Consider the following 19,611-nt stretch of genomic DNA (forward strand, 5'->3'; position numbering starts at 1 on the left):
AGTTTTCACAAATCATACCCTCGCACCTCTTTTACAATTGCTTGTCATATTTTATAGTCAGTAGCATTGCTTGTAGGATACGCGCGCGAAGCTCATCACGTACCGGTAAATTTATTCGTAACACAGAACGATCAAGAGCTGCTAACATCATTTTAGCTTCTCTTTTCGTAATTACCCCTTCGTCAATTAAACGGAAAATTAAATCATTCGTCATAGTTTGTGAAGCACCTTCGTTTACTTGCTCAATCACTTGGTCAATTAAATCTGACTTTGAACTAGCTTTGACACGTAAAATTCGTATATATCCTCCACCGCCTCGTTTACTTTCAACCAAATAGCCACGCTCGGCGGTAAATCGAGTATTTATCACATAATTAATCTGGGAGGGTACGCATTGAAATTTATCAGCAATTTCACTCCGTTTAATCTCAATATGTCCTTTCCCACCTAATTCGATAACCTCTTTCAAATAACCTTCTATTATGTCAGAGATATTACGCATTTCAAATTCCACCTCGCTTGCATCACTGACTTTGACTATCTTTGACTATATTTGACTACATTATACACAGCCTTATAAAAAACACGCAATTGAAATGCTCATTGAATTGTGAAAGGTGTCCGTTTAGCCTCAAGAAGCACCCATACCTCGGAGTCTTGCTGACACTGGATAAGCCGAAGAAGTACTAAAAACACTCGTTTTAAGGAAGACAACATAAGTCTTAGACATCCCATCGTAACAGTTGCACAAAAAGCATTCTACTGTCTCAAGATACCCGTTTCACCAATCTAATATTCGGCCCAAACAAAAAACCGCGATAGCAAGTGCCATCGCGGTTTTTTCGTATTAATACCATTTTCCAACAATCGGGTAATTCCAATCTGTATCATTAAGAGCCTTCACAATACCTATTACTGGAACGACAACACCCGTAATCAAAAAGACTACTAAGAATGGAAGTCCAATTAATAAAAAACTAAAGATCCCTGATACAATAACTAATACCCACATAACAAATTGGAACAATAGCGCTTGAATGGACAAACGCTTAATTTGTTGATCATCAATAAATATATAAAATAGGATTGGCAATAAACACGGAGCAAAAAATGCACTTGCATGAAGAATCACTTTTAATCCTTTTGATTCCATTTAGAGCAACTCACTTTCATAAATTAATATACTTCTTTTTCTATTTATACGATTCAGAAATTCATTAGTTTCATATTCTCATCAAAAGAGGAACATTCTTTATTTCGATTCGTCCTCTGAAGTAACAAAAGAAAGGGAGGAGTTTTTCCTTTGAAAAAAGCATTATTATTCATCGGTAGCATCGCACTATGCTTAATCATTTTCATTGCAATGCCTTATTGTTTATTGAAAAATTCATTTTCTAATGATTGCGAATCTAAAACTTCCTCATGCTCTAAAACCATTGAGCATAAAATAAAAATCATCAATTCAATAAGTGAGTCTGATGTCCTGTATCAAGATCAGAATACTAGAGAAGACTCAACCGATAAAAGTCATAGAGGTCAATTTATATCAAGCCTTTTCCTAAGTGATAACTAAATACCATAAAATATAAAAGAGGGCCGCTATGCATAAGCGCCCTCTTTATTATTTATCTTATGTTTCATTCAACTTCTTCTCGTGACAATACGACACCGTTTATGAGAGGATAGTTATACACTAGTTGAAATGAGGACGATCTATGATTCGAACCATTGGCATTACTAATAATCAAGAACTAAAAATGGATTTTCCGCTAGAGGAGATACGAAATAATTCTTTTGAATGGTATTGGATTGATTTTGATGAACCTACTGTGGAGGAAGAACTACTGCTAGACACATTCTTTCACTTTCATCCACTAGCTATTGAAGACTGTTTATTGCGATTACAACGACCAAAACTCGATTATTATGACGACTACCAATTTTTAGTTGCGCATAAGTTAAACGAAGAGACCTTTGAAGCCGAAGAGGTTAATATGTTCGTTTCCGAAAAATTTGTTGTGACTTTTCATAAATCGCCAGTTCCTGAATTTGATATCGTCCGTTCGCGTATAAATGATCAACCACAGTATTGGAAAAGTGGTGCTATTTTCGTCACTTATCAAGCACTAGATAAAATCGTAGATAGCTATTTCCCAATGGTCTACAACATTGAAGACCATTTAAATACGATTGAGGATGAGCTAAATTATCAAAGCAACACAAAATCTATGCGCTATGTATTTGATTTGCGTAGTGATTTACTTCATATTCGTCGTACCATTTTACCGATGCGTGACCTTGTATATCGTATTTTAAACTCGGCACGCTTTACATTGACCAAATCCGAACGTGCTTACTTTGCCGACATTCATGACCATTTGATAAAACTCACAGAAATGGTTGAATCCAACCGTGAACTTACCGCTGATATGCGGGATAGTCATATGTCTATGAATGCCAGTCGCATGAACGGTATTATGATGATCTTGACCATTATCTCATCTATTTTCATTCCACTAACCTTCATAGCAGGTGTTTACGGTATGAACTTTGAAAATATGCCTGAATTACATTGGTATTACAGCTACTTTATCGTTATAGCTATTATGCTTCTTATTGCCGTATCCATGTTAGTTTGGTTTAAATACAAGGGTTGGTTCGACTTATTTAAACCATAAAAAAACGCAGGTTCCCCACAATTTGAGGAGAGTCTGCGTTTTACTTTATTTCATCATCTTTAGCATCTTTTAAACCAAATAATACAAATGAAATGGCACCTGAAAATAACGCTGCACCTACAGCAATCATTATACGTGAGTCCAAAGGAACGTCTGTATAATCCTCATTCAATAACATCAATGCCGATACCACTACTACTGCCATAATTGGTAACGCAAATTTCATTCCTCGCTTACGATCCATTGACCAATACATCCTTTTCTTCAAGACATTTCTTTTATTGTAGCATGGACACCCTATAAGAACACAGTGAAATAATATGTGACATCGATTGTTCACTTCTCTTTATTAATTTTAAGCGACCTTTTTAATACGCAGTTCCATCAAATCTTCAATGCATTACTTTATACCTTCAATATCAACTTCAAAATCCCCTATTTATTAAGAAATTATTACTAATTTCTTAATAAAAAGAAATCTATGTTATGTCTATAGATATGTTATAAATGGTAGAATAGAATCATCATAAACTAAACTTCGCTTATAGTAGAATGGAGAAATTGACGTGTCAATTTGGACAATGAGAAGAACAAGAAAAGAAAAAGAACCCTATTTTCAAACAGAGCACTATATGAATCGAGTTACTTTAAACGTGACTAGACATCATGATATACAAAAACAATTTCAATTATTAGATCTAACTAAGCAAGATTTAGCTATTTTAAAACAACTACAGCCATTAACTCAGGATCTCATCAACGAAATGGTTGAGAAATTTTATGAAGCTATTAGCCAATCTGACACTTTAGTGGGTATTATTCAAAAGCATTCTAAAATCAACAAATTAAAAGTAACATTAACACGTCACTTATCTGAAATGTTTGAATGTAATATTAATGATGATTACATTGAACAACGCAAGATTATCGCACAAGTACACGTTCGCATAGGCCTACAATCGAAGTGGTATATTAATTCATTCCAATCTTTAACTACCTCTTTCATTCATTTTGTTAATAGTCTAGATCTAAGTGCAAAGGAATCGACTTTAGCAATTAGTGCATTTTCAAAATTAATAAATCTTGAACAACAACTAGTCATTGAGGCATATGAAAATGAACAAGATCGTATTAGGGAGAATTCAGATGAAAAGCAACAAAAAGTTGTCATCTCAGTTCAAAGTACGGCACAGGAGCTTAGTGCTATTAGCCAAGAAACAACTGCTTCACTACAATCTTTAGCTAGCCAATCAGATGACATTGCTCAATCAACTCAACAAGGTTTAATGTTCGTAACTTCTACTCAAGAAAAATCTGATAGTGGCAGAGAGCTATTAGACGCACAAACAAAATTGATGAACAAGATGTCTTCAAGCGTCACTTTATTAGATGAAACAATGAATAGACTACGTATTTCTTCTAATGAAATCACACAAATTGTTCGTCTAGTAACAGACATTGCAGATCAAACTAATTTGCTTGCATTAAATGCATCGATTGAGGCAGCTCGTGCTGGTGAACATGGTAAAGGCTTCGCTGTTGTTGCTGATGAAGTACGTAAATTAGCTGAGGAAACGAAGAGTGCTGTTCGAAATGTATCACTTCTTATTAAAGACACCGAAAATAACATTGAGAATATGTCCGGTTCAGTTAAGGATGTCGATGTTCAAATCTCTAAAGGCGTTGATATGCAAAATACCCTTTCTCAATCATTCCACATAATCGCAGAGGCGGTTGCAGGTATAAAAGAAAAAAATGAAAATACAACAAAAGACATCACTAGTATTTCTCATTTACTTGAAGATTTGAGCCAAGGAGCTGCTCAAGTATCTGCATCATCTGACCATCTTATTGAAATTACGAGCCAATTAAATTAAGAAAAACAGGCTGTTCGCTATGAGATTCATAGTGAACAGCCTGTCTTATATTATTGATAAAATCTCTTTATTCCATAAAAGCCACCAAATATAAAGAAAACTCCAACTAAAATGATTGCTATAATGCACATCATTTCTGACATCCTTTATCCATCCCAACTAAACTATATTACGCTGTAATATCTCGTTTGGTGAAAACAATATAACTAATTGCCATGAAAATGACTACGTAAACTGATAACACTGCAAGTGCAAGTGACATTGTTGTACCTTCAACAAATGCATTACCATATACAAACTGCGTTAAATCCGTATACGTAAAGAATAGGTATTTTACAAATTCATATTTTCCTAAGAAGAGTACAATATTACTTCCCATAAACCATAGGAACATCGAAATACCAATTGCTAAAGCATTTGAACGGAAAACAGATCCAATCATAAAGGCAAATGTTGCAGTCACGAAAATATTAACTGATGAAATTAAATATAAATACAATGAGCGTAGCCAAATCGACTGTTCTACTACTTCACTGCCATTCCATTTCAAGTAACCTACACCACTTGAATCAAATAGTATAAGACCAATAATTACAGAGGTGATCCAAGTGACTGCTGCCATTGCTATCCCGAATAATAATACCGTAGCAAACTTAGACGTCAGTATTTTCCAACGCTTTACTGGTCGCGTTAATAACATTTTAATTGTACCTTCTGAAAACTCAATTGCCACAATTCCAGCCGCAATAACAACAACAAACATAGTAACTAACGACAATATACCATGAGAGCCTAACACAAAGCTTTCCATACTCGTTTCATTTTCAGGTGCAATATCATTCTTCAGGCGATATTCTGATATACTTTTTTGCTCAATTAGATTTTCTTTTTCATCTTTAGATAGACCATCTTCTTTTAGCATTTTGTCATTCTCAGCAATAGCAGCCTTTTCTTGTTCTTGCCAACTCAGCTTCGGTGCATCTTTCCCATCAGCCTTTTCTATAGTCACGGCTCCACCAGTTGAATCATCTGCAGAACCATATTTACTTGATATCCACTTATTTAACCCAGCCATACCAATTACTAGTACGATGAGCATAATTAACATAATCCAAGTGGCTTTTTTACGCCACAACTTCATCCACTCATTTTGAATTAGTTTCAGCAATTTGGCCACCTCCTGTCATTTCTAAGAATTGATCTTCTAATGTTTGATGATAAGGATTCACTGCATAAATATTAATATCACTAGCAACAAGTGACTGCACAATTGCTGGAATTTGTGTTTTCTCAGCCTGTACGAGCCATCCTTTTTCATGCTGTTCAAAAACAATACCTGCATCAGCAAAGACTGTCGTGATATTAGCATTTTGTTCTGTTTCGATATAGTAATGTGACTGCTCGTCATTTTTCATTTCACGCATATCAATCAGCTTACCATTTTGAATAACTGCAATTCTGTCACACATTAATTCTATTTCAGAGAGTAAGTGACTTGATACGAAAACAGCGACGCCTTCCTCCTCCGCAATTTTACGTAAATAGTTACGGAATTCTCGAATACCTGCTGGATCCAAGCCATTCGTAGGTTCATCTAATATTAAAAACTTCGGTTTATTTAGCAAAGCCTGTGCTAAACCTAAACGTTGACGCATCCCTAACGAGTACGTCGATACTTTTTCACGAATACGCTTTTCTAAACCTACTTGACGAATAACTTCATCAATTCGCTCTTTTGTTACGTTTTTATTCATACGTGCAAAATGTTCAAGGTTTTTATAGCCCGATAAGTATTTATACATCTCAGGGTTTTCTACGATTACACCTACTTTGCTAATCGCTTCCTCAAAATGACTTTGTACCGACTGGCCATCGATGAAAACCTCACCGCTTGTTGGCTTCATAAGACCTACCATCATACGAATTGTTGTCGTTTTCCCCGCTCCATTTGGCCCTAAAAATCCCGTAATTTGACCGGGATACAAAGCTAAATTTAAATCATGGATAATCTTCTTACCTTTAATTGTTTTCGATAAATTCTTCAGTTCAACAATTGGTTTATTGTCCAACTTTGTCACCTTCCTTCAATAAATTTTTCAACCATGTAATGGTATCTTGGTTGTATTCTTCGCGGATGTTTTCAATTTCTTCCTGAGCCACTATTTGTCCTTTTTGAAGAACGATAATACTATCTAACAAAGGCTCAACTTCTCTAATTTCATGAGTCGAAAGGAATATTGTTTGTGTTTCTGGATCTGTAAATTGAATAAGCCCTTTAATCAAATTCTCGCGTACAAGTGGGTCAAAACCAGAGAATGGTTCATCCATTAAATAATAAGACGCATCTCGCCCTAGTGTAGCTGCCATTTTCACACGACCACGACTACCCTTAGACATATTCTTTAGTTTTACATCTAATGGAATATTCAAAAATTGCGCCACAATACAAGCTTTGTCATAATGGAAGTCTACAAATTGCGTGTCGTAATAACGGAAAAGTTCTTCTCCCGTAAAGTATGGATAAAATAAATCCAAGTCAGGTAAGTAAGCGATGTGCTCCGCACTTCCTCGGTTTACCCTTCTACCATCTAGCTGTACTCTTCCACTCGTAGGATGTAATAAACCAGCAATAATTTTTAGCAGTGTAGATTTACCACTACCATTTTCTCCAGCTAACCCAATAATTTTCCCTTTTGGAATGGTAAAAGAAACATCGGATAATACAGTTTTTTTGCCATATTTTTTTGAAATATTATCAACTGCAATCATACTTACTCACCCCGTTCCTTGGATTGCAGTATCTCTATCATTTCTCTTTGAGTAAAACCTAATGACTCCATGTTATGAATAAAGCTTTCAACTAATCCCAGCTTCATCTCTTCGCGTAGTTCAGCTAGTCGCTCACGGTTTTCAGTTACGAATGTACCTTGACCACGCTTCGTTTCCGTAATATCCATTTGCTCCAACTCCTTGTATACACGCTGCATTGTATTCGCATTAACCCCGGCTTCAACAGCATATTCCCGAACTGATGGAAGGCGATCTCCCGATTTTAAGCTTCCACGAATAATATCACCGCATATACGATCTACAAGCTGTTGATAAATTGGTTTATCCTTCAAGAAATCAACACTCATCGTTGTTCAACTCCTCGGTCGAACCACTTTAACGCTATAACGTAGAAGAGAATTGTTACAATGGCATAAAATAGGACAGTACCTAAATAAAGATTTTGAATTTCTAGTGTGCCTTGGATATTAGTAATCTTTGGTACCACTTTCTCAACTACAGTCGATTTGATTTCAATCGTATTAAGCCACTTTTTCATCCATGCTAGCTCTAACATTTTTGACCAAAGTAAAGAGGCCACAATTCCAACAACCATGGTAATAAACCCAGTAAATTTCCCTGTGTAATATCTCATTTTCATATGGAAAATCCATAACAATAACACGACAACAAACATAAACAATGAGTTTGACACGAGTAGAAGAAGAAGTTGAACCCCAAGTAAAATTAACTCTCCTAATTCAGCTATATGGCTAGTGACTAGCAAAGTAATACCCAATACACCCAACACAGTAAACACAACAATTTCAAAAAGGATACCAAAAGCAATTTTAGAGCTTAAGATTTGCCCCGTCGTAGCAGGTGTATGTAACCACACATCTATTCTTTTAGCATCTTGATTTAAACTTATACAGAATTGGATCAATACGATAAAACTCTGTAAGAGAAACCATATACCAGTCAACACAAGTGCGATTTCCACGTACATCCCATCCAAGTCGAACATCTTCATTAGTCCTACTGGTATCAGAAAAATTGTTACCACAGTGGCCAATATAACTCCCCATATCCAAGAACGATATAATAACCACTCTCTTTGAAATAGGCCTTTCCATTTTTCCATAAGTATCCCTCACATGTTCTAGTGTACTAGTTACATGGTACACCTAAAAAAAGGGAAAACGCAAGTGATATATTTTAATTAGCTAACTCTTTGTCAAAATTTTTTTCATTTAAACGCTCCATACCTTGCTATGACTAAGTTTACTTCAACTTAAAATAGCATCAATTTTTTTTTGAATTTGCGTTTCTTTCTCTTCTGTCATTTCAAAACGTTTACAAAGTTCATCACAAGTAGCAATTACTTGATTCAATGTTTGTTCTACATGCTTTTGTGATGATTTAATACGTGAATGCAATGACCATTCAGAGAAGATATCATCAAACATATAATCCGCAAATGTTATAAATGAACCTCTTTCGACTTGTAAATTTCCAACTTGAATTTCCCTCACGTCTAATAATTCCGTTTGAAAATTTTGAAGTGCGACCTGCGCTTTATGTATAGCATTTTCGGTATCATCTAATTCACCGTGTTTTAAAGCAGTCGCAATAAAACCACCTCCTAAAAACGTATCCCATGTAGAGTAGCCTTCAGCATTATCTAATCGTTTTAGTGCAAACTGTAGTGATCTCTTTGCCACGTCCCCAGCTTTCATTGCTTCTTTAATTTCCCAACTTAAGGTCGTTAGTAACGTTCTTTCTTCATACAAGTCTCCCAATAGACGACACTCAGGTAAATTATTTTTGAAAATAAAATCTTCCTTTTCCTTAATAATCGCATACCATCTATCGTCAATATTTTGCCATCTAGGATTATTAAGTTCTGTCTGTATCTCTGCTAAATCAACTTGTAAAATCCCTTTCATCTTCTCAGCCTCACGCCACTTCGCTTCGGCTGCTGCCATTTCCGACAATTCCTTTAAACGGATTTCATCCTGCTTGCCTGTCCAAGTTCTAAACATATTTAAAAACGAAAATCGATCTAGTTTATCGACATCCTTTGTCTCTTTCTGTAACTTTCTATAATATCTTTCTGAACGTCTACCTATCTCTTCAAGCTGTTCTTGAAGCGCAATTTGACGACGCAAAACTTTATCTCTCTTATCCATTTCAAGCTTTAATTCTGCTTGTCGACCATCTATTTGTTGCAACATTTATCTAACCTCCCATTTTTACCTTTTATTAACATACGAAATAGTTAATGAAATGGTTTCATTTATTTTGATAAACTAAAAGAATAATCGGGAGAGGGTGAATTTTTTGGTTACTTTATATATAACTAGACATGGACAAACAGTGTGGAATGTAGCAAAGAGGATGCAGGGTTGGTCTGACTCTCCTTTAACAGAAAAAGGACATCAAGATGCGGAGAAATTAGCTCATAAATTAAAGAATATCCCATTTTCAACAGCCTATATTAGCCCAAGCGGACGCACTGTAAAAACTGCAGAAATTCTTTTAAAGGGACGCCAAGTGACAACCATTTTAGACGAAGATTTACGAGAGATTAATGCAGGAGAATGGCAAGGGATGACTTTAAGTCATATTGAATCCACATTCCCTGAACAATACGTTGCTTATTATGAGCAGCCTGAGCAGTTCAAACCCACATCCGGGGAAAGTTTCCACGATGTTGAAAAGCGAGTTCTTTCAGTTTTAAATCGTATAATTGAAGCAGACCCAGAAGGAGATGTCTTAATCGTTACACATAGTGTGGTGAAAAAATTACTTATTAATTATTTTAAAGGGAATCCATTAAATTCTCTTTGGGATCCCCCTTTTATTCACGGTACGAGCTTAACCGTTGTAGAAATAGATAGTGATGGACAAACAACTTTTCAAATAATTGGTGACACTTCACATTTTGAATAAAAAAACCGTCCTTCTATACATGATTTCATGCATGAAGGACGGTTTATTATCAGTGTGGCATTAAACGCTTTGCTTTACGATGCTCACGACGTGCAGGACCAGTATCGAATAATCGTTTTTCCGCTTCTGTTTCTGGGAACACACCGGACACAGGAATAGGTTTACCATTTTCATCAACTGCAACCATTGTTACAAATGATTCCGTAGTTAATTTTTGTTCCCCTGTTAATAGATCACGGGAAATTACACGTACATACACTTCCATAGAAGATCGGCCAGTAGAAGTCACTATACTTTCTAATTCTAAAACATCACCTACATGAGCTGGTGATACAAAATCAACTGAATCAATAGAAGCGGTAACAACAGCACTTTTTGCATGCTTCATTGATGTAATTGCAGCAATTTCGTCAATATAAGCTAAAACTTTCCCACCAAAAATAGAATTCATATGATTTGTATCTGGGGGCAAGACTAATCTCGATTGTATAGTACGAGACTGTTTCATTGGAATTGCTTCTGTCATTTTCTAAACACGCTCCTAGATCATTTTGTTTTCTCACGCTAATGTTATTTTAAAGTTAATGCGTTTGTTTTTCTACAATTAAGATTAAAATAATATTTAAAATCATTAATGACCGTTTACTAATTTAAAATATCCTAAGGAAACCTTTCTTAATAAACTAATGATCCTTTGTAGATTTCATTTCATAGCTTCTCCAGATAAAGCCATTCGTATTCTCGAAAGGATCATTATGTTATTTTAAAGAACAGTATTTACCGTAATAAATTTCAATTCTGTCATTCCTTCAACTGCAAATTTGACTCCTTCCCGACCATAACCACTCATTTTCACGCCACCATATGGCATATTATCTGTACGGAATGTGGGAATATCATTAATAATTACAGATCCTGCTTCTAATTCATCGGCAGCACGCATAGCATCGTCTAGCTTATTTGTGAAAATACCTGCATTCAAACCAAGGTCAGATGCATTTAATAACTCGATCGCTTTGTCGAATGTTTCATATGGAACAATCGACACAATAGGTGCAAATACTTCTTGACAAACCACTTTCATATCTGTTTCGACATTTGTCATGACGGTTGGTGTCAACGTACGTTCAGTGAATGTTCCGCCAGTTGCAACGACTGCCCCTTGAGTTTTTGCTTCTTCTATCCACTCTGTAATTCTTATTACTTCTTTCGGATTAATCATTGCGCTAACATCCGTCGATTTATCAAACGGATCACCCACTTTTAATTTTTTTGTTTCTACCACGAACGCCTTTGTAAATTCATCGTAAATCGATTCATGAACAAAAATGCGTTGTAATGAAATACAAACTTGCCCTGCAAAACCGAATGCGCCGTTTACACAGCGTCCTACAATTTTTTCAATCGGTGCACTTGGCTCTATGATTAACCCCGCATTTGAACCAAGTTCGAGTGTGATTTTACGTAAGCCGACCTGTTCTTTGATTTTCAATCCAACAGCTCCACTGCCTGTAAAAGTTACCTTTTTTACTGCTGAATTTGTAACAAGCTCCTCACTTAGCTCACTGCCGCTACCTGTAACAATTTGAAGCACACCGTCTGGTAAACCCGCTTCTTTAAAAATCTCTGCCATCACAATACTACTTAATGGCGTTTGAGATGCTGGCTTTAAGACAACCGCATTTCCTACAGCAAAAGCTGGACCTAATTTATGTGCCACCAAATTAAATGGAAAGTTAAATGGTGTAATAGCAGCGACCACACCAAGTGGTACTCGCTTCGTCCAACCGATTCGATTAGTTACCCCAGGTGCTGCGTCCATCGGTACTGTCACACCATGTAGTTGTTTTGCTTCCTCTGCTGCAAATTGATACGTTGCAATAGTACGATCCACCTCACCTAAGCTAGCTGTAATTGGTTTTCCCGCCTCTAATGTTAAAATTTCTGCTAATTCCTCACGACGTCTACGTATAATTTCAACAACACGATATAAAATTTCTGCTCTTTCGTATGCCGTTGTTTTTTTAAAAGATTGAAAGGCATTATGTGCTCCTTCTATAGCTCGCTTTACATCTGCTGATGTTGCCTTTGCCACTTTAGCAATTACTTCACCACTATAAGGAGATTGTAGTTCATAGCTTTCTACTGTATCTTGCCATTTACCATCTATCCAAAGTTTCTTCTCTTCCATTTTAAGTCCTCCTATATGTAGATCACTACCCCTTCCATATTATCACTATTTTTTTAGACCGGTGCAGGTGGGCGTTTAATTACCACCATTGCTATTTGCTGCAGTAGATGCACTGACAATTACAGCGGTTGAAATCATTGCAGCTTGCTGGGCCTGTAAAATGGATTCTATGGATGCGAGTACTGTCATTGTCGTTCCAGTTTGTGTTTCGATTAAATGCTTTGTTTCAAGCTGAACCGCAATAGGTAAAATCATCTCTTTATAACCCCATTTAAAGAGCTTCATTTGTTCAAGTTCATAATAGACATCAACAATTTGCTGTAGGAGTTCATCTTTCGCACCAATAGCTCCCAACAAACCGATTACCATATAATGCGATTTCTTTACTTTAATACCCGTTTTTTTAAAATAATCACGTACATACAACACATTTTCTACAATTTGGCGGTTATAGCTAGCGTTTGTAATGGTCATAATTTGTGACGTCCATTGTAATTCATCACTACTATAAAAACCATTCCCCTTTAAATCTTTAAAATAATCATTCATTGTCGTAGCGCGTTCTTGTATATCCCCTTCTTGTTTACTTAGTAGCACAGCAAATGGAATATCCTCATGTGACGTAAGAAACGGATGATGCTTTCGAATTGCATCATAAAGCTCTTTCCCTTTCATTACTTGTTTCTCTTCGGGTATAACATCACCGTTGATAAAAAGAGCTGCTAAATAGGAATACATCGACCGCTTAAATCCTGCTTGCTTTAGGGTCTCTTCACGTGCTATTAATTGCCCAACTGCTGTACCTGGCATCTCATCTGTGCTATCTAAGAAAGCAACCATACTATGATGAATATGGGATCTTAGAGGTGATAATAATTTTGTTTGTGCTTTAATTTCATCTGATATTTCTATATATCGTTTTGCATCAAAAGTACGCCCAGTTATAACATAATAGCTAGCTATAGAGATTAAAATGCGTTTATCTACACCCCAGCTCACTGCATTTTTCAATCTTCCATATGTATCTTGTATATCCCGCTTCACTTGCATCAATTCCATATTATCCATCTCCTTTTTTAAATAATACGTATTAGTTAATGACTGGTTTCATTTTGTTATAATGTAAATAATTTACGAATGAGGTGAGTAGCATGACAGAATTTGATATCATACAACAAACGAATATCTTTCAATCAAAAGACACATTAAAAGTACAACTCCAAGAACTTAGCATAGGTGCCGGTGATTCTATAATTGTTCACTCTTCCCTTAGCAAAATGGGATGGATTGCAGGTGCTGAACAGGCCGTAATTGAGGCTTTAATGGCAATCATAACTGATAAAGGTACAATCGTTATGCCCTCCCAATCCGCTACCAATTCTGAACCATCATATTGGGCCCTACCACCTGTACCAGAGCCTTGGCATCAAGCAATTCGTGATTCAATGCCAGCATATGATCCGCATTTATCTTCCTTGCGTGGTATGGGGAAAATAGCAGAATGCTTTCTAAGACACCCCTCAACGGTTCGTAGCATGCATCCAGCACATTCCTTTATGGCATGGGGACTAAATGCAAAAGAATGGATGAGTTCGCATCCAATTGAAAGCTCATTTGGACTTGCATCACCTCTTGGCAAAATGCTTCAACACGATATGAAGGTATTATTAATTGGTGTTGATTATGATTCTTGTACAGCACTTCATTTATCAGAGTACCTTGCAAATGTACAAAATACATCTCGTCAAGGGGCGGCTATGTTAATCGAGGGTAAGCGCCAATGGATTACCTTTGATATGTTAAATGTAGATTCAGACCGCTTCCTTGAGATTGGTAACTCATTTGAAAAGGCGCATTCTGAACATGTACATTATGGGACGTTAGGGCAAGCCATCACAAAAGTTATTGCAATGAAACCACTTATCGAATACGGTACAATCTGGCTAAATGATCATACAAAAACTCTTGAAGAATAAGGAACGCAAAAGGGTCTCTAGCTACTTAACGCTAGAGACCCTTTTCTTTTATAAAAGCTTTTTCACTTCTATATATTCTTCTTCAGTAAAGGCACGCGAACGTGTTAAAAAACGTTTACCTTCAACACCTTCAAGGGAAAACATGCCTCCACGCCCATTCACAACATCAATAATAAGCTGAGTATGCTTCCAATAATCATATTGGCTTTCGTGCATATAGAAAGGAACTTCTCCTATTGAACCAAGAAGTACATCAACATCCCCTAGGATTAAATCCCCTTCTGCATAGCACATCGGTGAAGAACCATCACAACATCCACCTGATTGGTGAAACATAATAGGTCCATGTTTACTTTTAAGCAAGTCGATTAACGCTAACGCCTCATCTGTTGCAATAACACGTACTACCATGCTCTGAACACACCTTTCTTAGAAGAACCCTTGTGCGCCTTCAGCGTAACTTACTAGTAAGTTTTTAGTTTGTTGGTAATGATCCAGCATCATTTTGTGATTTTCGCGGCCAATACCAGATAACTTATAACCACCAAATGCAGCATGTGCTGGGTATTGGTGATATGTGTTTGTCCAAACACGACCTGCTTGGATTTCACGACCCATGCGGTAAGCTGTATTCATATCACGGGACCAAACACCTGCACCTAATCCGTATAGAGTATCATTTGCAATTTCAAGCGCCTCTGCTTTGTCTTTGAAAGTTGTCACTGAAAGCACAGGTCCAAAAATTTCTTCTTGGAAAATGCGCATTTTGTTATTTCCTTTGAAGACAGTTGGTTTTACGTAATAACCAGTTGCAAGTTCACCATCAAGTTCGTTTTGTCCACCACCGATTAAGCACTCTGCACCTTCTTGTTTACCAATATCAATGTATGAAAGGATTTTCTCAAGTTGTTCATGAGAAGCTTGAGCACCCATCATGACATCGGTATCAAGAGGATTACCAATCTTAATCTCAGCAACGCGTTTTAATGCTTTTTCTATGAATCTATCATAAATAGATTCTTGAATTAAAGCACGTGAAGGACATGTACATACTTCACCTTGGTTTAGGGCAAACATAACAAAACCTTCAACCGCTTTATCTAAAAATGCATCATCTTGATCCATTACATCTTCAAAGAAGATATTTGGTGATTTACCACCAAGCTCAAGAGTAACAGGAATTAAATTTTGCGTTGCATATTGCATAATTAAACGACCAGTAGTCGTTTCACCAGTAAAAGCAATTTTACCAATTCTTGTACTTGTAGCAAGTGGTTTACCTGCTTCTAGACCAAATCCATTAACAACGTTTAATACACCTGCTGGTAATAGATCTTGGATTAATTCTAATAATACAAGGATTGATGTTGGTGTTTGCTCAGCTGGTTTTAAAACGATACAGTTTCCTGCCGCTAAGGCTGGAGCCATTTTCCAAACACCCATTAATATAGGGAAATTCCAAGGGATAATTTGTCCAACAACGCCGATTGGCTCATGGAAATGATATGCTACTGTATCATTATCAATTTGACTAATTGAACCTTCTTGAGCTCGGATAGCACCAGCGAAATATCTGAAGTGATCGATTGCCAATGGTAAATCAGCATTTAATGTTTCACGTACAGCTTTACCATTATCCCAACTCTCAGCTACCGCTAAAAGTTCAAGGTTTTCTTCTATACGATCAGCGATTTTATTTAAGATCCGCGCACGTTCAGTAACAGAAGTAGTCCCCCAACTATCTTTTGCTGCATGTGCCGCGTCTAATGCAAGTTCAATATCTTCAGAAGTTGAGCGTGCTACTTTTGTAAACACTTGCCCTGTTACTGGTGATACGTTCTCAAAATATTGACCATTTACTGGTGCTACCCATTCGCCTCCAATAAAGTTTTCATATTGCTCTTTAAAGTTGACTAAAGCACCTTCAGAATTAGGATTAGCATAAATCATTATTTATCTCCCCTTTTGCAATAATTTAAAACCGCTCACATAGAATACGCTTACATTTACATTTTTAAAAAATATATTCTATCGTTCAAGTGGTTGTCTACATTTACTATATTCCCTTATTTTAGAATAAATTACAACTTAAAGAGCTCAATTTTTCTGAAAAGAATTTATGCTATCATGTATAATTATATTACTCAAAAAAAGGTGGAAGATTATGCGTATAAATAAGTATTTAAGCGAAGCAGGAATAGTTTCAAGACGCGGAGCTGACAAATGGATAGCAGACGGTAAAGTAACAATTAATGGTGAACCAGCAACTTTAGGGAGCCAAGTAGAAGACGGGGATAAAGTGTGTGTAGACGGTAAACCAGTAGGTAAACAAAATCAATTTGTATACATTAAATTAAACAAACCAGTTGGTATAACAAGTACAACAGAAAAGCATATTAAAGGAAATATCGTAGACTTCGTCAATCACCCACTACGAATTTTCCATATAGGTCGCTTAGATAAAGATTCAGAAGGACTTATATTATTAACAAATGATGGCGATATTGTAAATGAGATATTACGTTCTGAAAACAAACATGAAAAAGAATATATTGTTAAAGTTGATCAACCTATCACTACTCACTTCTTAAAGAGAATGGCTGAAGGCGTAGATATTTTAGATACTACTACGTTACCTTGTAAAGTTGAAAAATTATCTAGCAACACATTTAAAATCATTTTAACACAAGGTTTGAACCGCCAAATTCGTAGAATGTGTTCCTCTTTAGGCTATGCCGTAACAAGCCTACAACGTATTCGTATTATGAATATCGAACTCGATGGCCTACGTGTCGGTGAATGGCGTGACCTAACTGATAAAGAAAGCTCAGAGCTATTCCGTTTACTGAATTATAAACCTAAAAATTAATTAAATGAAAATGATAGATATTTGGGAGGGCTAGACAATGATTTCAATCAAGAGTACAAAAAATTTGACTGGTGCCTGCATTAGTGGCGACTTTTGGGACTTCGAAGAGCTTGTCCATGCTTTGCACCACATCACGACTCTTGACGATCTACAATCCTCCTATGAAGGCGTTTGCATTAGGGTTTTAGGTGTCTGCTACGATATACGACTTGCTGCTAAAGGTAAGCATAATATCGAATTCGTCAAAAATGGAATGCACAAAGACATTATAAAGTCACAGAATGTCATTGTTCCCGAACAAAATGTATATCTATCAGTTGAAGTATTGTGGCCTGAGTTACTTTTCACAATAATCGCTCTAAGTGAATTATACCGATTACAGCGAGAACATAACAATGCTCATGAGTGGAATTTACATATGGCTACCATTCGGAAATTCCAAGCCAATGTAATTAATTGTCTGAAAGATTCAATGAACCCCAGTGATTTCAAACTTTTCATTAATATGCTTCAAGTCCATCAAACATCTATAGCAGAATATGCTGTTCAATATATAGATCTCTTAAACCTGAAGTTCATCGAGATGACACCAGAAGAACGGCAATCAAAGTTATTAACTTTTGCTTATAAAATTGCATTTGAAGACACTGAATACCTCGCATTGAAAAAACAATTACTAGAAACAGCCCGCATTACCAAAAGCCCTATTCATAAAATGAAGCTCCCATTAAAATACCCTAGAGAAATTAAATGGTAATTCAACATATGAAAGGCACAAAATGCTCAGACAATATATATTATCGTTATGATTCATTCTCCAGTCCCCAATAAACAAGGCGCTGGACACTTAGCTTGTTCAGAAAGTACGTATGGCTACTAAATTCAATAGTAGCCTTATTCATTAGCTTATTTTATTTAATGCTTTGGAGATGGAATGAAAATAATGATCGAGCGCTTTCAACTCAGTATCACACAAATCATCCATTCTATAGGATAAATAAAGTTTTTTTAGATTTTTTAATACTCTTAAAAAATCTAAAGCTAAAACTTTTGGAGTTGTTTTAGCTAAAGTATTTTCACCCTTCGAGGGATGAACAGTAATATTTACATCATGATTTTTGATTTTGAAAGCTAATTTATTATCAGAAGTCTTCCCGAAATCAGAATAGCTGGATTGCTTCTGTTGCAATAGTAAATTTAGAATTCCTTGGCACATACTTTCTATTAACATAAAATGGTGCATCGTTTCAAATTCACACTTACCATTATCACCATAAGCAAACGTGAGAATAGCATTAAACTCAAATAGATTCGACCAGTGCACTTCTCCATCGTGGATATCTATAAATGATTCGTCATTATCCAATATGGTTATATTAATCATTAGTATTCACTCCAGACTTAATAGCTATTTACCACATTATGATTTATAGATTTTACTAAGATATACTCCCCGCTATAAGACCCTATTAATTTATTTATTTTTTTGCATTACATAAAACACCTTCGATTAGTTGTATGTATTATTTACATACTCGCTCCGAAGGTGTTTCTATTTTTTTATAAATTAAAGTTGAGACATATCTTTTACAACCCACCTAGATAAGCTGCTTTAACTTGTTCAGTTTCCTTCAGTTCTTTTGCTGTTCCGGATAAAACTACTCTCCCAGTCTCAATAACATAAGCGCGATCCGCAACAGATAATGCCATATGTGCATTTTGTTCCACAAGTAATATTGTAGTACCTTCTTTATTTATTTCCTTTACAATACTAAAAATCGTTTTTACCATAAGAGGCGCAAGACCCATAGATGGCTCATCAAGCAATAATAACTTTGGTTTTGCCATAATTGCACGACCCATTGCGAGCATTTGTTGCTCACCGCCAGATAAAGTACCTGACTGCTGTTTACGACGTTCTAGCAAACGAGGGAATAGCTCAAAAACTCGTTGTAAGTCCTTTGCTATACCATCTTTATCTTTACGTAAATAGGCACCTAACTCCAAATTTTCTTCAACTGTCATATTTGCAAATACACGACGCCCCTCAGGCACATGTGAAATACCCGCTTTAACAATAGATTGTGCTTGCTTCCCTGCAATAGAGGAACCTAAATACTCAATTGTTCCCTGCTTAGGTTTTAATAAACCCGATAATGTTTTTAATAGCGTACTTTTACCTGCTCCATTGGCACCAATTAATGTTACTATCTCACCTTCATTTACCTCCAAGGAGACGCCTTTTAATGCTTGAATATTACCATAAAATACATTGATGTCATTTACTTTAAGCATA

Annotated in this window: 23 protein-coding genes; 7 read left to right on the forward strand and 16 right to left on the reverse strand. The window is 36.1% G+C overall.

Annotation, left to right across the window (positions count from 1 at the left end; all coding sequences use genetic code 11):
- Positions 1-31 precede the first annotated feature (31 nt).
- Entirely contained in the window at positions 32-502 is a 471-nt protein-coding gene (locus tag ACQKM9_RS09815) for a CtsR family transcriptional regulator (RefSeq protein WP_427734187.1), read from the reverse strand.
- Positions 503-847: 345 nt separating this feature from the next.
- On the reverse strand, positions 848-1,153 hold the full coding sequence (locus tag ACQKM9_RS09820; protein ID WP_427734188.1) for a DUF4870 domain-containing protein: 306 nt from the start codon (positions 1,151-1,153) through the stop codon (positions 848-850).
- Between the two features lie 150 nt (positions 1,154-1,303).
- Between ACQKM9_RS09820 and ACQKM9_RS09825 the strand changes: the two genes are divergently transcribed.
- Positions 1,304-1,573: a hypothetical protein gene (locus tag ACQKM9_RS09825; protein WP_427734189.1), complete on the forward strand. Its 270-nt coding sequence runs from the start codon at positions 1,304-1,306 to the stop codon at positions 1,571-1,573.
- 142 nt (positions 1,574-1,715) lie between these two features.
- Positions 1,716-2,678 (forward strand): magnesium/cobalt transporter CorA, encoded by a 963-nt coding sequence (gene corA, locus ACQKM9_RS09830; protein WP_427734190.1) that lies wholly within the window; start codon positions 1,716-1,718, stop codon positions 2,676-2,678.
- A gap of 40 nt (positions 2,679-2,718) precedes the next feature.
- Here the strand turns inward: corA and ACQKM9_RS09835 are convergent, their stop codons facing one another.
- Positions 2,719-2,922, reverse strand: a complete 204-nt coding sequence (locus ACQKM9_RS09835; RefSeq protein WP_427734191.1) for a hypothetical protein — start codon at positions 2,920-2,922, stop codon at positions 2,719-2,721.
- A gap of 337 nt (positions 2,923-3,259) precedes the next feature.
- Between ACQKM9_RS09835 and ACQKM9_RS09840 the strand changes: the two genes are divergently transcribed.
- Positions 3,260-4,555, forward strand: a complete 1,296-nt coding sequence (locus ACQKM9_RS09840; protein WP_427734192.1) for a protoglobin domain-containing protein — start codon at positions 3,260-3,262, stop codon at positions 4,553-4,555.
- Positions 4,556-4,724: 169 nt separating this feature from the next.
- On the opposite strand, the gene ACQKM9_RS09845 is transcribed toward ACQKM9_RS09840, so the two are convergent.
- The 6 genes from ACQKM9_RS09845 to ACQKM9_RS09870 form a co-directional block, all read right to left on the reverse strand.
- Complete coding sequence (locus ACQKM9_RS09845) at positions 4,725-5,723, reverse strand: ABC transporter permease subunit (protein WP_427734193.1); 999 nt, start codon at positions 5,721-5,723, stop codon at positions 4,725-4,727.
- On the reverse strand, positions 5,701-6,624 hold the full coding sequence (locus tag ACQKM9_RS09850) for an ABC transporter ATP-binding protein (RefSeq protein ID WP_427734194.1): 924 nt from the start codon (positions 6,622-6,624) through the stop codon (positions 5,701-5,703). Before ACQKM9_RS09850 ends, ACQKM9_RS09845 begins: the two co-directional genes overlap by 23 nt.
- On the reverse strand, positions 6,614-7,324 hold the full coding sequence (locus ACQKM9_RS09855; protein ID WP_427734195.1) for an ABC transporter ATP-binding protein: 711 nt from the start codon (positions 7,322-7,324) through the stop codon (positions 6,614-6,616). Before ACQKM9_RS09855 ends, ACQKM9_RS09850 begins: the two co-directional genes overlap by 11 nt.
- A 2-nt stretch (positions 7,325-7,326) precedes the next feature.
- Positions 7,327-7,692: a GntR family transcriptional regulator gene (locus ACQKM9_RS09860; protein WP_427734196.1), complete on the reverse strand. Its 366-nt coding sequence runs from the start codon at positions 7,690-7,692 to the stop codon at positions 7,327-7,329.
- On the reverse strand, positions 7,689-8,468 hold the full coding sequence (locus ACQKM9_RS09865; RefSeq protein ID WP_427734197.1) for a hypothetical protein: 780 nt from the start codon (positions 8,466-8,468) through the stop codon (positions 7,689-7,691). The genes ACQKM9_RS09860 and ACQKM9_RS09865 overlap by 4 nt, the downstream gene beginning before the upstream one ends.
- A 145-nt stretch (positions 8,469-8,613) precedes the next feature.
- Positions 8,614-9,561 (reverse strand): hypothetical protein, encoded by a 948-nt coding sequence (locus ACQKM9_RS09870; protein WP_427734198.1) that lies wholly within the window; start codon positions 9,559-9,561, stop codon positions 8,614-8,616.
- Between the two features lie 106 nt (positions 9,562-9,667).
- On the opposite strand from ACQKM9_RS09870, the gene ACQKM9_RS09875 reads away from it, so the two are divergent.
- A complete protein-coding gene (locus tag ACQKM9_RS09875; protein ID WP_427734199.1) occupies positions 9,668-10,279 on the forward strand; it encodes a histidine phosphatase family protein in 612 nt (203 codons plus the stop codon).
- A 49-nt stretch (positions 10,280-10,328) separates the two neighbouring features.
- Here the strand turns inward: ACQKM9_RS09875 and ACQKM9_RS09880 are convergent, their stop codons facing one another.
- The 3 genes from ACQKM9_RS09880 to ACQKM9_RS09890 form a co-directional block, all read right to left on the reverse strand.
- Complete coding sequence (locus tag ACQKM9_RS09880; protein ID WP_427734200.1) at positions 10,329-10,805, reverse strand: acyl-CoA thioesterase; 477 nt, start codon at positions 10,803-10,805, stop codon at positions 10,329-10,331.
- Between the two features lie 237 nt (positions 10,806-11,042).
- Positions 11,043-12,470 carry an aldehyde dehydrogenase family protein gene (locus ACQKM9_RS09885; protein ID WP_427734201.1) on the reverse strand — a complete coding sequence of 476 codons (1,428 nt, stop codon included), beginning with the start codon at positions 12,468-12,470 and terminating at the stop codon, positions 11,043-11,045.
- A gap of 75 nt (positions 12,471-12,545) precedes the next feature.
- Positions 12,546-13,529, reverse strand: coding sequence for a DUF4003 family protein (locus tag ACQKM9_RS09890; RefSeq protein WP_427734202.1), 984 nt, complete (start codon positions 13,527-13,529; stop codon positions 12,546-12,548).
- A gap of 92 nt (positions 13,530-13,621) precedes the next feature.
- Here ACQKM9_RS09890 and ACQKM9_RS09895 point away from each other — a divergent pair, with 92 nt between their 5' ends.
- On the forward strand, positions 13,622-14,446 hold the full coding sequence (locus ACQKM9_RS09895) for an aminoglycoside N(3)-acetyltransferase (RefSeq protein WP_427734203.1): 825 nt from the start codon (positions 13,622-13,624) through the stop codon (positions 14,444-14,446).
- A 48-nt stretch (positions 14,447-14,494) separates the two neighbouring features.
- Here ACQKM9_RS09895 and ACQKM9_RS09900 read toward each other — a convergent pair whose 3' ends face one another.
- Positions 14,495-14,857: a DUF779 domain-containing protein gene (locus tag ACQKM9_RS09900; protein ID WP_340711664.1), complete on the reverse strand. Its 363-nt coding sequence runs from the start codon at positions 14,855-14,857 to the stop codon at positions 14,495-14,497.
- An 18-nt stretch (positions 14,858-14,875) separates the two neighbouring features.
- Positions 14,876-16,396, reverse strand: coding sequence for an aldehyde dehydrogenase (gene adh / locus ACQKM9_RS09905; RefSeq protein ID WP_427734204.1), 1,521 nt, complete (start codon positions 16,394-16,396; stop codon positions 14,876-14,878).
- 214 nt (positions 16,397-16,610) lie between these two features.
- Here adh and rluF point away from each other — a divergent pair, with 214 nt between their 5' ends.
- Together rluF and ACQKM9_RS09915 are read left to right on the forward strand one after the other, a co-directional pair.
- Positions 16,611-17,315, forward strand: coding sequence for a 23S rRNA pseudouridine(2604) synthase RluF (rluF, locus tag ACQKM9_RS09910; protein ID WP_053418498.1), 705 nt, complete (start codon positions 16,611-16,613; stop codon positions 17,313-17,315).
- 37 nt (positions 17,316-17,352) lie between these two features.
- On the forward strand, positions 17,353-18,072 hold the full coding sequence (locus tag ACQKM9_RS09915; RefSeq protein ID WP_427734205.1) for a DUF6904 family protein: 720 nt from the start codon (positions 17,353-17,355) through the stop codon (positions 18,070-18,072).
- A 144-nt stretch (positions 18,073-18,216) separates the two neighbouring features.
- On the opposite strand, the gene ACQKM9_RS09920 is transcribed toward ACQKM9_RS09915, so the two are convergent.
- On the reverse strand, positions 18,217-18,699 hold the full coding sequence (locus ACQKM9_RS09920) for a hypothetical protein (protein WP_427734206.1): 483 nt from the start codon (positions 18,697-18,699) through the stop codon (positions 18,217-18,219).
- Positions 18,700-18,902: 203 nt separating this feature from the next.
- Positions 18,903-19,610, reverse strand: coding sequence for an ABC transporter ATP-binding protein (locus ACQKM9_RS09925; RefSeq protein ID WP_053418495.1), 708 nt, complete (start codon positions 19,608-19,610; stop codon positions 18,903-18,905).
- Position 19,611: the final 1 nt, after the last annotated feature.

The organism is Viridibacillus sp. NPDC093762, assembly GCF_050279675.1.
Classification (GTDB): domain Bacteria; phylum Bacillota; class Bacilli; order Bacillales_A; family Planococcaceae; genus Viridibacillus.

Coding starts and splice junctions, on each gene's coding strand:
- ACQKM9_RS09815 (WP_427734187.1), bottom strand. CDS start 502: ATGCGTAATATCTCTGACATAATAGAAGGTTATTTGAAAGAGGTTATC.
- ACQKM9_RS09885 (WP_427734201.1), bottom strand. CDS start 12,470: ATGGAAGAGAAGAAACTTTGGATAGATGGTAAATGGCAAGATACAGTA.
- ACQKM9_RS09840 (WP_427734192.1), top strand. CDS start 3,260: ATGAGAAGAACAAGAAAAGAAAAAGAACCCTATTTTCAAACAGAGCAC.
- ACQKM9_RS09835 (WP_427734191.1), bottom strand. CDS start 2,922: ATGGATCGTAAGCGAGGAATGAAATTTGCGTTACCAATTATGGCAGTA.
- ACQKM9_RS09820 (WP_427734188.1), bottom strand. CDS start 1,153: ATGGAATCAAAAGGATTAAAAGTGATTCTTCATGCAAGTGCATTTTTT.
- ACQKM9_RS09920 (WP_427734206.1), bottom strand. CDS start 18,699: ATGATTAATATAACCATATTGGATAATGACGAATCATTTATAGATATC.
- ACQKM9_RS09865 (WP_427734197.1), bottom strand. CDS start 8,468: ATGGAAAAATGGAAAGGCCTATTTCAAAGAGAGTGGTTATTATATCGT.
- ACQKM9_RS09870 (WP_427734198.1), bottom strand. CDS start 9,561: ATGTTGCAACAAATAGATGGTCGACAAGCAGAATTAAAGCTTGAAATG.
- ACQKM9_RS09900 (WP_340711664.1), bottom strand. CDS start 14,857: ATGGTAGTACGTGTTATTGCAACAGATGAGGCGTTAGCGTTAATCGAC.
- ACQKM9_RS09880 (WP_427734200.1), bottom strand. CDS start 10,805: ATGACAGAAGCAATTCCAATGAAACAGTCTCGTACTATACAATCGAGA.
- ACQKM9_RS09915 (WP_427734205.1), top strand. CDS start 17,353: ATGATTTCAATCAAGAGTACAAAAAATTTGACTGGTGCCTGCATTAGT.
- ACQKM9_RS09925 (WP_053418495.1), bottom strand. CDS start 19,610: ATGCTTAAAGTAAATGACATCAATGTATTTTATGGTAATATTCAAGCA.
- ACQKM9_RS09895 (WP_427734203.1), top strand. CDS start 13,622: ATGACAGAATTTGATATCATACAACAAACGAATATCTTTCAATCAAAA.
- corA (WP_427734190.1), top strand. CDS start 1,716: ATGATTCGAACCATTGGCATTACTAATAATCAAGAACTAAAAATGGAT.
- adh (WP_427734204.1), bottom strand. CDS start 16,396: ATGATTTATGCTAATCCTAATTCTGAAGGTGCTTTAGTCAACTTTAAA.
- rluF (WP_053418498.1), top strand. CDS start 16,611: ATGCGTATAAATAAGTATTTAAGCGAAGCAGGAATAGTTTCAAGACGC.
- ACQKM9_RS09890 (WP_427734202.1), bottom strand. CDS start 13,529: ATGGAATTGATGCAAGTGAAGCGGGATATACAAGATACATATGGAAGA.
- ACQKM9_RS09860 (WP_427734196.1), bottom strand. CDS start 7,692: ATGAGTGTTGATTTCTTGAAGGATAAACCAATTTATCAACAGCTTGTA.
- ACQKM9_RS09855 (WP_427734195.1), bottom strand. CDS start 7,324: ATGATTGCAGTTGATAATATTTCAAAAAAATATGGCAAAAAAACTGTA.